General features: G+C 41.4%; 10 protein-coding genes. 8 read left to right on the top strand and 2 right to left on the bottom strand.

Annotated features, from left to right (window positions below; genetic code table 11):
- Positions 1-1,798 (bottom strand): M14 family zinc carboxypeptidase (locus V7149_RS03465; RefSeq protein WP_335344262.1); only part of this gene is annotated, 1,798 nt, incomplete at its 3' end.
- A 197-nt stretch (positions 1,799-1,995) separates the two neighbouring features.
- Here V7149_RS03465 and V7149_RS03460 point away from each other — a divergent pair.
- The 3 genes from V7149_RS03460 (at position 1,996) to V7149_RS03450 (ending at position 4,778) form a co-directional block, all read left to right on the top strand.
- Positions 1,996-2,178, top strand: coding sequence for a hypothetical protein (locus V7149_RS03460; RefSeq protein WP_335344259.1), 183 nt, complete (start codon positions 1,996-1,998; stop codon positions 2,176-2,178).
- A gap of 183 nt (positions 2,179-2,361) precedes the next feature.
- Complete coding sequence (gene rpoE, locus V7149_RS03455; protein ID WP_438824045.1) at positions 2,362-2,940, top strand: DNA-directed RNA polymerase subunit delta; 579 nt, start codon at positions 2,362-2,364, stop codon at positions 2,938-2,940.
- A gap of 236 nt (positions 2,941-3,176) precedes the next feature.
- The gene (locus tag V7149_RS03450; protein ID WP_335344258.1) at positions 3,177-4,778 is read left to right on the top strand and encodes a CTP synthase; all 1,602 of its coding nucleotides are present in this window, start codon (positions 3,177-3,179) and stop codon (positions 4,776-4,778) included.
- A 287-nt stretch (positions 4,779-5,065) separates the two neighbouring features.
- On the opposite strand, the gene V7149_RS03445 is transcribed toward V7149_RS03450, so the two are convergent.
- Positions 5,066-5,590, bottom strand: a complete 525-nt coding sequence (locus V7149_RS03445; protein ID WP_335344257.1) for a DUF2529 domain-containing protein — start codon at positions 5,588-5,590, stop codon at positions 5,066-5,068.
- A 258-nt stretch (positions 5,591-5,848) separates the two neighbouring features.
- Between V7149_RS03445 and V7149_RS03440 the strand changes: the two genes are divergently transcribed.
- The 5 genes from V7149_RS03440 (at position 5,849) to glpX (ending at position 10,762) form a co-directional block, all read left to right on the top strand.
- On the top strand, positions 5,849-6,223 hold the full coding sequence (locus tag V7149_RS03440; protein ID WP_066296672.1) for a response regulator: 375 nt from the start codon (positions 5,849-5,851) through the stop codon (positions 6,221-6,223).
- Positions 6,224-6,472: 249 nt separating this feature from the next.
- Complete coding sequence (locus tag V7149_RS03435; RefSeq protein WP_335344256.1) at positions 6,473-7,330, top strand: class II fructose-bisphosphate aldolase; 858 nt, start codon at positions 6,473-6,475, stop codon at positions 7,328-7,330.
- A 100-nt stretch (positions 7,331-7,430) separates the two neighbouring features.
- The gene (gene fsa, locus V7149_RS03430) at positions 7,431-8,072 is read left to right on the top strand and encodes a fructose-6-phosphate aldolase (protein ID WP_335344255.1); all 642 of its coding nucleotides are present in this window, start codon (positions 7,431-7,433) and stop codon (positions 8,070-8,072) included.
- A gap of 334 nt (positions 8,073-8,406) precedes the next feature.
- Complete coding sequence (locus tag V7149_RS03425) at positions 8,407-9,693, top strand: UDP-N-acetylglucosamine 1-carboxyvinyltransferase (protein ID WP_335344254.1); 1,287 nt, start codon at positions 8,407-8,409, stop codon at positions 9,691-9,693.
- Positions 9,694-9,799: 106 nt separating this feature from the next.
- Positions 9,800-10,762: a class II fructose-bisphosphatase gene (glpX, locus tag V7149_RS03420; protein WP_315666571.1), complete on the top strand. Its 963-nt coding sequence runs from the start codon at positions 9,800-9,802 to the stop codon at positions 10,760-10,762.
- Positions 10,763-10,813: the final 51 nt, after the last annotated feature.

Raw genomic sequence — 10,813 nt, 5'->3', positions numbered from 1 at the left:
ACGCTGTAATTGTTTCTTTGCACGCCGCCAGCTGTTCTTCAGATTTAAGGATAGCGTGATGGTAACGTGACGAAACCTTAGATGGAAGATAAAATAGTTGCTTTACACCACTGTAGATTAAAACGTCAATGTCTTTTAATTGGGCTCTATCTGTTAAACTTCTCGGGTGAAGCTCTTTTACTTGAAAACCCATTTCTTTTAGCGCTTCTTTTGTCCCAGCATGGGATTGTGCATGGAATAATCCGTCATCACGAATAATGGCAACCTTTTTTGTTCGTAAAAGAGTGGAGCTTCTAGCGGGTGATGCAGAGCTCAATGTGAGGCCAGTTCCTCTTGCTTGTTTCCTAAGCCAATTTTTATCCGTATGTTCAATGATAAATTCTCCCGACTTTGTGCACTTTACTGATATACCTTGTGATAATAACTTTTGAATAAAGGATATGCTTTCAACGGAACGGCTTTTAAGGATAAAAGGTCCATTTCCACTCACGTAATATCGCTTCACTAATTGTGAAACAGGTGTTGTTTTTACAGCTAATGAGGCTTTTACAGGAATGCACTCGGCACCCCAAAGAAGCGGCAAGCTCCATGAACTTAAATTTGTTATGTTTATTGAGCCCTTAGATAGGTTTTCTCCTGTCCATAAAAAAGTGTTAGCTACCACAGCTTTCGGCTGATTCATTGGTATGATAAAGGTGCCCTTTAGAAAGACTTTTTTTCCATAGATAAATCCTTTTTCAGCCATTTCAACTTTAACCCCATTTTTCATGAGGTGATCGATTACTTGATAAGCTGGAGATGCATCGTCCCTTGGGACTGGAAGGATATAAGCATTTGGAAAAAATCCGGCTGCTTGATGGGGATGGTGTCTTTTGGCACCGCGGTTAAAAAAGGTGATGATGTTTTGAAGTAACTCGGATTTTTGGGCTTGAACAAACTCGCAAGCTCCAAGCATGACATAATAAAGCCAGAGTAACCCGTCATTTCCTTCAGTAGGTGCCTCGATCGTCACGCCGATTGATCCATGGAGCATCGCGTACATCGCCGCATAATAGGCGCCATAATCATCCCATCCTTTTGTGCTGTCACGATAGGGAATATAAGCTCCAGACATGCCTTTATACCGATTAGATTGGAAGCTGTCTTTTCTATTTACAATATATGATTCAATGGATTGAGCCATAGGAAAAGCCCATTTTCCATATAAATCGTATTCATAGTTAGGATTATGTGGAGGAGTACAAGGCTCTATAAGGCCGATTTTTTTCGGATCTTTGTTCACGTAGCCATGAAGATCGAGAAAAACAAGAGGATTGCACTTGGCAATCAGTTGTGCAACAGCTTTTGTTTCTTTTTGGGACTGTGTAATAAAATCCCGGTTTAAGTCAAACCCGTTTCCGTTATACCTTGTTTGTTGCTCCCTGCCTTCTGGATTTGCACAAATGATGCATATCAAAATAATATTCTCTAATAGACGTAAAATATCCTTATCCTTCTTTATTGCAATTCGTTCGATCAAATGAAGTACCGCGTCTGTCCCAGATATTTCACTCCCATGAATGGAAGCATTAATCATGATCGGGATCTTCTTTTCGCTATGCAAAAATTCTACCGGGTTGGTGATCATCTGCTGAGCCTGGGTTTGACAAAACGCCAAATTATATGTGTTTGCATCTTTAGTAATAACGACACAATACAAGTTTAGGCCTGATGCTGTTTTTCCAATAGTCTCAAGCGAAAGAAACGGGCTTTGCCTGGCAAGTGACTTTAGTTTTTCTTCTATTTGCTGATAGTCCATCCCCAATTGCTATTCCTCCTTCTTGAACTTGTCCTTACTAGTCTATTCTTGTAAAAAGAAGGATGATTAGACTCGTTAAATAGGAGAAATAACAAAATTAATTCAAGCTTATACAATTTTTCGCCAAATTCGATATAATCAGATTAGAACCGTAGAGCTGTCTGTGTCTTCAAGGAATTTAAACAGGATGTGGGAATGTGAAGCGAATTTTTGTTTTTGCAGCGATCATGGGGATTTGTATCGGATTTTATTACCTTTACCAAAAGCAGCTGGGCGCGATTCCTTTCTTTTTAATTTCGATTTTTTTCTTTTCACTCGCATATAGCCAGCTCTCGCAAAAAACGAAGGACTCAGCTAAAAATGAAAAAGATAATAGGTGAAAGATATAGCTAGCATAAACACCAAAATATTGTTTATAATGGAGAATATGTATTCTTGAGGGTGCCTAAAAACCTAGTTTTAAATCGGTTCCCAAATCATCATTAATGCTAAATTACTGATTTTGAAAAGGCTGTTTATTTTTCGCTTTCTTAAAAAGCGTTACATAGTGAAGGGGCGTGCTAATGTTGAGTTTATATGAACTTACAAAAGAAGAATTGAAAGAAATGTCATTCATTGAAGTCACTTATGAACTATTAAAAGGCAGAAAAGACGCAATGGCATTTAAGGAAATAATGGATGAATTGACTACTCTTCTTGATCTTACTGAGGATCAAGTGAAATCGAAAATTGCTCAATTCTATACAGATTTAAACATCGATGGGCGTTTTTTAGGCTTAGGTGATAATCGATGGGGACTTCGTGTATGGTACCCAATTGAGCAGCAGGAAGAAGATGTCGTAACAGAGATCAAGCCGAAGAAGAAGAAGGCGAAGAAGGCGAAGGACGAGGACGATCTAGATCTTGACTACGATGATCTTGACGATGAAGATATCGATTATGATGATATCGATGATGACATTGATGACGAATTTGAAGAAGAGGAAGATGACATCATCGAAGAGGACGACTTGATCGATGACGAAGATCTGGAAGAGGACGAAGACCTGATTGACGAGGATGAAGAGTATGACCTTGGAGATCAGGATGAAGATATAGAAGAAGATGAAGACCTTGATGTAGACGAGGAAGATTTAGATTAATCTTATATTCATATAAGTTTCGGCCTGCCATCTTGACTTTTTTTATATAGGCTTGTAGAATACTTTTTGGGCTCCTTAAAAAGGAACGAATCATTAGACGCGTATAGCGCTCCCTTACTTGTTAAAAGTAAGTGGAGCGCTTTTTATTTTTTTGCGAAGGCATTAAATAAAATTCATTATTTTTATTCATTAATTAAAGAAGAATATGCACAAACTGTAATGAGGGGGAAATTATAATGACAAAGTATATTTTTGTAACAGGTGGCGTAGTGTCATCACTTGGAAAAGGGATTGTCGCAGCTTCCCTTGGACGTCTTTTGAAAAATAGAGGATTGAGCGTAACGATTCAAAAATTTGATCCTTATATTAATGTGGACCCAGGGACGATGAGCCCCTATCAGCATGGTGAAGTGTTCGTAACAGGTGATGGCGCGGAAACGGACTTAGACTTAGGTCACTACGAGCGTTTTGTTGATGTGAATTTAACTAAATACAGCAGTGTGACGACCGGGAAAATTTATTCCACTGTACTTAGGAAGGAACGCCGCGGTGAATACAATGGCGGAACCGTTCAGGTGATTCCCCATATTACAAATGAAATTAAAGATAGAGTTTTCCGTGCCGGGCATGAAACCAATTCAGATGTCGTGATCACCGAAATTGGCGGAACGGTAGGAGATATTGAGTCCCTTCCATTCCTTGAAGCGATTCGCCAAATAAAGAGTGACATTGGCCGTGACAATGTGATGTACATCCATTGCACATTAATTCCTTATATTAAAGCGGCTGGGGAAATGAAAACAAAGCCTACACAGCATAGTGTAAAGGAATTAAGAAGCTTAGGGATTCAGCCAAATGTAGTAGTAGTCCGCACAGAAATGCCGATTTCTCAAGAAATGAAGGACAAGCTTGCTTTATTCTGTGACATTGATAAAGAAGCGGTTATCGAATGTAGAGATGCGGACACTTTGTACTCTATTCCGCTTGCACTTCAAGATCAAAACCTTGACAGCATTGCCTGCAATCATTTGAAGCTTGTTTGCGGCGATGCCGATATGACGGAATGGAAGCAGCTCGTTGAAAAAGTAACCAACCTCTCTAAGACAACCAAAATCGCGCTTGTTGGAAAATATGTTGAGCTTCAAGACGCCTACATTTCCGTAGTAGAAGCATTGAAACATGCTGGATATGCACATGATTCTGATATTGATATTAAATGGATTAATGCCGAAGAAGTGAATGCAGAAAATGTTTCAGACCTGCTAAACGAAGTGGATGGGGTTCTTGTCCCTGGCGGATTTGGCGATCGCGGGGTTGAAGGAAAAATCCTTGCGATTCAATATGCCCGTGAACATAAAAAGCCATTCCTCGGTATCTGCCTAGGCATGCAATTAGCATCGATAGAATTTGCCCGTAACGTATTGAACTTAAAAGGGGCACACTCTGCAGAAATTGATCCGTCTACGAAGCACCCAATTATCGACCTTCTTCCTGAACAGAAGGATGTGGAGGATTTAGGCGGAACGTTAAGATTGGGCATTCAGGCATGTAAATTAAATGAGAATACAAAAGCTTATGCCGCATATCAAGATGAAGTGGTCTATGAGCGTCATCGCCATCGCTATGAGTTTAACAATCATTATCGTCAGGAAATGGAAGATTCAGGCTTTGTCTTCTCTGGCACTAGCCCAGATGGACGCCTTGTCGAAATTATTGAGATTAAAGACCATCCATGGTTTGTGGCATCCCAATTCCATCCTGAGTTTATTTCAAGACCGAATCGTCCTCAACCTCTATTCCGTGACTTTGTTGGGGCGGCATTAAATCATAGTAAATAATAGAAAAAGAAGACTCCTGAGTATCATGCCCCAAGTGTGGGGACTGGTGCTTCGTGTGGAGTCTTCTTTTTTTTGATGGGTGAAGGAGCAGAGTGTAGTGTAGGTTTGTTCAATGTAAGCGTTAAGTAGGGAGGAGAAGCAAAACACTAACATAGGAATGTTCAATGTATGCATTTGTGAGAGAAATAGAAAAAACGGTAACTATGAATCATACATAATTACCGTCCGGCTAAATTCGCAGATAGGGCAATACCAATCAACCCCACACTCACCGCAAAAAAATTCCTTTACTCATATTCCTCCAAAATCTCTTCCAATGTAAATTTGATCCCGTAATAGACAAATAACGCAGCCATGGATGAAGGGTAGCCAAATCGGTTACCTGTTTCATCTGGCAGCAGTCCCTTTGTAAGCCTTAAATCAATATGTACATCGGCCAAATCAGCTAGGCCGTGACCTTCCTGAACAGTGGAAATGCCCACAAATGGAATCATCTTCTCGGCAAGAATTTCCCCCATTTTCACCGCTTCTTTATCTGTAGAATGACGCGAGACAATAAGAAATCTGTCTGTCTCTGATAGCTCATCCAAAGGACGGTCCATTGGCCAGATCGCCGCATTTTTCAAGGGCTCTTGCCCTTCGGTTGCTTCATAGGCAATAGCATTCATCTCATTGGCCCCAAAAATATAAATATTCCCGTTTCCGACAGCCGCCTGGGCCAGAAGTCTAGCACTGTCTTCCATCGAAAATTCTTCTTTTTCCTGGATTCTTTTAAACAGCCCGGTAAGCTGTGTAGAAAACATTTTTAGCATCATGTCTCTCCTATCGCTATTTAAAGATTCGGTATATCAATTATATGAAATACAAACAAAAAGGTAAAATCGGATCCATATTAGTCATGTAATCTATAGGCTTTTCAAAATAAAAAATAACTCCAGCAAGCAAATTTTTTGAAGAGGGAGGAATTTTCAGTCATCAAATAGAATTAAATAGAGGGGGAATTCTAATTGGGTAGCTATAATAACAATCAAATGACAGAATTTTTGAGACGAAGGGAAGAGGTGGGTTGATTGAAGGGGAAAATATTAATCGTTGATGATCAATTTGGTATTCGCATTTTGCTGAATGAAGTTTTACAGAAGGAAGGCTATGATACATACCAAGCTGCAAATGGGATTCAGGCACTTGACATTGTCTCCAAGCATTCACCTGATCTAGTACTTCTCGATATGAAAATCCCTGGCATGGATGGGATTGAAATATTAAAGAGAATGAGAGTGATTGATAAAGAAATTCGTGTCATCATTATGACGGCATACGGTGAGCTGGATATGATTCAGGAAGCACGCGATTTAGGCGCCTTAACGCACTTCGCAAAGCCTTTTGATATTGATGATATTCGGGCAGCCGTTAAGAAGTATGTGCCAATAGCCAATTCATTTTAACAACCAGCCTGTGGGCGATCAGCGGCAGTAACATTTCTGCACGCTATTGCTCACAGGCTTTTCTTATCTAGCCCCGTTTTCTCATGAAAATTCATTCCGGGTAATAGCATTTCTTTAGCTGTTTTGGTATGATACAAATGAATTCCATTGGATCGGTTCCGTTTAAGCAGGAGAGTACATAAACGCAAGTAACAAGGGAACACTTATCCTGTGAAAATTAGAAGCGATGATGACGAAGGAGGAAGAAATATGCCTTTAGTATCAATGACTGACATGCTGAACAAGGGAAAAGCGGAAGGCTATGCAGTAGGTCAATTTAACTTAAATAATCTTGAGTTTACTCAAGCGATTCTTCAAGCGGCAGAGGAAGAAAAATCCCCTGTTATTCTTGGTGTGTCCGAAGGGGCAGCACGCTATATGGGCGGATTCAAAACCGTTGTAAAATTGGTAGAAGGCTTACTTGAAGATTATAAAATTTCAGTACCTGTAGCGATTCATTTAGATCATGGATCAAGCTTCGATAAATGTAAAGAAGCCATCGATGCTGGTTTCACTTCTGTCATGATTGACGCCTCTCATGATCCTTTTGAGGAAAATGTGGCAACCACTTCAAAGGTAGTGGAATATGCGCATGCCCGCGGAGTGTCAGTGGAAGCCGAATTAGGGACTGTTGGCGGACAAGAGGATGATGTTGTAGCGGATGGCGTTATTTACGCGGATGCAAAAGAATGTGAAGAGCTTGTGAAAAGAACGAAAATTGACTGTCTTGCTCCTGCGCTAGGATCCGTTCATGGTCCATACAAAGGGGAACCAAATCTTGGTTTTGCTGAAATGGAAGAAATCGGCCAGCTAACAGGCGTTCCACTTGTTCTGCACGGTGGAACGGGAATTCCAACGAAAGATATTCAAAGAGCAGTTTCTTTAGGAACGGCCAAAATTAATGTAAATACAGAGAATCAAATTGCTTCTGCCAAGCGTGTTCGTGAGGTATTAGCAGCCAATCCGGAGATGTATGATCCGCGCAAATACTTAGGACCTGCTAGAGAGGCCATTAAGGAAACCGTTATTGGAAAAATGCGCGAGTTTGGTTCTTCTGGAAAGGCTTAATAGCAGTGGAGATTTTTTAATGAAACCGCCTTTAGGATAGAGGCGGTTTTGATTCATTTGTTGGATAACAGGAAATTTATTATTTTGAGGAGGAAATATAATGAAATTTTTTATCGATACAGCGAATATGGATGAGATTAAAGAAGCACATGCATTAGGTATTTTAGATGGGGTTACGACTAACCCTTCATTGGTGGCGAAGGAGAAGAATGTTTCTTTCCATGACCGACTTAAAGAAATTACAGAGCTTGTCCCAGGTTCAGTAAGTGCAGAGGTTATCGCCTTAGACGCAGAAGGCATGATAAAAGAAGGACGCGAGTTAGCGGCTATTGCGCCTAATATTACAGTTAAAGTCCCAATGACGCCAGATGGATTAAAGGCTGTTAATACTTTTTCAAAAGAAGGCATCAAAACAAATGTCACGTTAATTTTCAGTGCTAACCAGGCGTTGCTGGCAGCAAGAGCAGGGGCAACGTATGTTTCTCCTTTCCTTGGCCGATTAGACGATATTGGCCATAACGGGCTGGATTTAATTTCTACGATTGCAGATATATTTGCTATCCATGACATTAAGACGGAAATTATTGCAGCATCCATTCGTCATCCTCAGCACGTAACCGATGCCGCTTTAAGAGGAGCTCATATTTCAACGATCCCGTATAAAGTAATTATGCAATTATTTAAACACCCGCTAACGGATAAAGGAATTGAAGCATTTCTTGCTGACTGGAATTCTCGTTAAAGAATATTTTTGATTGTAAATGGAAGGGTACTCATTTTTTACAAAAAATTGGGTTTTACGAATGGCCAATTTGGGGTAAAGTGTTAGTAGCAAGCGCTAGCAGACGATGAACGAATGGAAACTTTATTTTCATAACCACACATGGGAATGGCTTTTTCGTGTAAACTAGAAGATAAGGATCATGTCGGAATGAACAGGATGCGACCTGTTTTCAGTTCTATTCGTAAAGCAAAGGACAAGCTAAATAATTCCTACATAGTTCAAGAAGAATGCAAACATTTCATTACCCACGCAGCGATTTTCATATACTTTACGGCGTAGAAGGGAGCTAAAAATGGAAAAGCTTATGATTGCAGGCGGTTACCCTTTAAAAGGAACTGTTCGAATTAGCGGAGCAAAAAATAGTGCAGTGGCATTGATTCCGGCTACGATTCTAGCTGATTCGCCTGTCACGATTGAAGGGCTGCCAGATATTTCGGATGTGCAAATTTTAAAAGGACTGCTTGAAGAACTTGGAGGGACCGTCAGCTTTACTAATGGAGATATGAAAGTTGACCCTTCCTCGATGATTTCCATGCCTTTGCCGAATGGAAAAGTAAAGAAACTGCGTGCCTCTTATTATTTAATGGGGGCCATGCTAGGCCGTTTCAAAAAAGCAGTGATTGGTCTGCCGGGTGGATGCCATCTTGGCCCGAGACCGATTGATCAGCATATTAAAGGCTTCGAGGCCCTTGGCGCAACTGTAACCAATGAGCAGGGAGCGATTTACCTGCGGGCGGATGAACTGCGAGGGGCTCGAATTTATCTGGATGTTGTCAGTGTTGGGGCGACCATCAACATTATGCTGGCAGCTGTTAGAGCTAAAGGAAGAACGATCATTGAAAATGCGGCAAAAGAGCCGGAGATTATTGATGTAGCCACTTTGCTGACGAATATGGGGGCGAAAATTAAGGGTGCTGGAACAGATGTTATTCGAATTGATGGGGTAGACCAGCTGCATGGCTGCCAGCACACCATTATCCCGGACCGTATCGAAGCGGGTACGTATATGTTACTTGGTGCAGCTGTTGGTGAAGGAATGACCATTGATAATGTGATCCCTCAGCATCTTGAGTCACTGATTGCGAAATTAAGAGAAATGGGTGCTCAGATTGAAACAGGGGATGATCATGTCTATATACATCCGGTAGGGAAAAGAAAAGCCGTTGATATTAAGACACTTGTTTATCCAGGTTTCCCGACAGATCTGCAGCAGCCTTTTACATCTTTATTAACGAGTGCAGATGGGACAAGTATGGTGACGGACACCATTTATAGTGCCCGTTTTAAACATATTGATGAATTAAGAAGAATGAATGCGAATATTAAGGTGGAAGGCCGTTCGGCGATTATTCACGGACCTGTCAAGCTTCAGGGCGCCAAAGTGAAGGCCAGTGATTTACGAGCCGGCGCCGCACTAGTCATTGCTGGGCTAATGGCGGAAGGAATAACGGAAGTAACCGGAGTTGAGCATATTGACAGAGGCTACAGCCATCTTGTAGAAAAGTTAAATGGCCTTGGGGCAACCATATGGCGAGAAAATTTAACAAAAGAAGAACTGGAACAAATGAAAAATGCTTAACTTACTGATTAATAGATGAAGATGCCTAATGGTCCTCTGGGTTCCAAAGGCATTTTCGAATTTATTGCATAGATGTGGAACAGCAGAGATTTGAGGGGGAAAAAGGATGGAACGCAGTTTAACAATGGAGCTTGTCCGTGTAACAGAAGGGGCAGCCTTAGCATCGGCCCGCTGGATGGGACGCGGGAAAAAGGATGAAGCAGATGATGCAGCTACAACAGCTATGAGAAATGTGTTTGATACCGTACCAATGAAGGGAACCGTTGTCATTGGCGAAGGGGAAATGGATGAGGCGCCAATGCTTTACATCGGAGAAAAGCTTGGTACTGGTTACGGTCCGCGTGTAGATGTAGCAGTAGATCCACTTGAAGGCACGAATATCGTGGCATCAGGAGGCTGGAATGCTCTGGCCGTATTGGCTGTAGCGGATCATGGCAATTTGCTTCACGCTCCTGATATGTATATGGACAAAATCGCGGTTGGCCCTGAAGCTGTAGGGAAAATTGATATTAATGCTTCAGTCATCGATAACTTGAAGGCTGTAGCAAAAGCGAAAAATAAAGACATTGAAGATGTGGTTGCAACGGTCTTAAATCGTGATCGTCATAGTCACATTGTAGCTCAGCTTCGTGAAGCGGGAGCTAGAATTAAATTGATAAATGACGGGGATGTGGCTGGTGCGATTAACACAGCATTTGATCATACCGGAGTTGACATTCTTTTCGGACTTGGCGGTGCACCAGAGGGCGTTTTAGCCGCGGTAGCACTTAAATGTCTAGGCGGAGAAATTCAAGGAAAGCTTGTTCCGCAGAACGATGCTGAAATCGAGCGCTGCAAGAAAATGGGTCTTGATGTAAACAAAATTCTTCTTATGGAGGATTTAGTAAAAGGCGATGATGCCATCTTTGCTGCAACGGGAGTGACAGATGGAGAGCTTCTTCGCGGGGTACAATTTAAAGGAACGTACGGGTCTACTCATACTGTTGTTATGCGTGCAAAATCCGGAACAGTCCGTTTCATTGAAGGACGTCATAGTTTAACGAAAAAACCAAACCTAGTCATTGGATAAAGTGAGCCTTTACCGGCTGTTGATCCCCCGCTTAGAAATTTTTGTTTTACT

The organism is Bacillus sp. JJ1503, from assembly GCF_036965125.1.
Classification (GTDB): Bacteria; Bacillota; Bacilli; order Bacillales; family Cytobacillaceae; genus Cytobacillus.
This window is presented reverse-complemented; position numbering and strand designations above follow the sequence as displayed.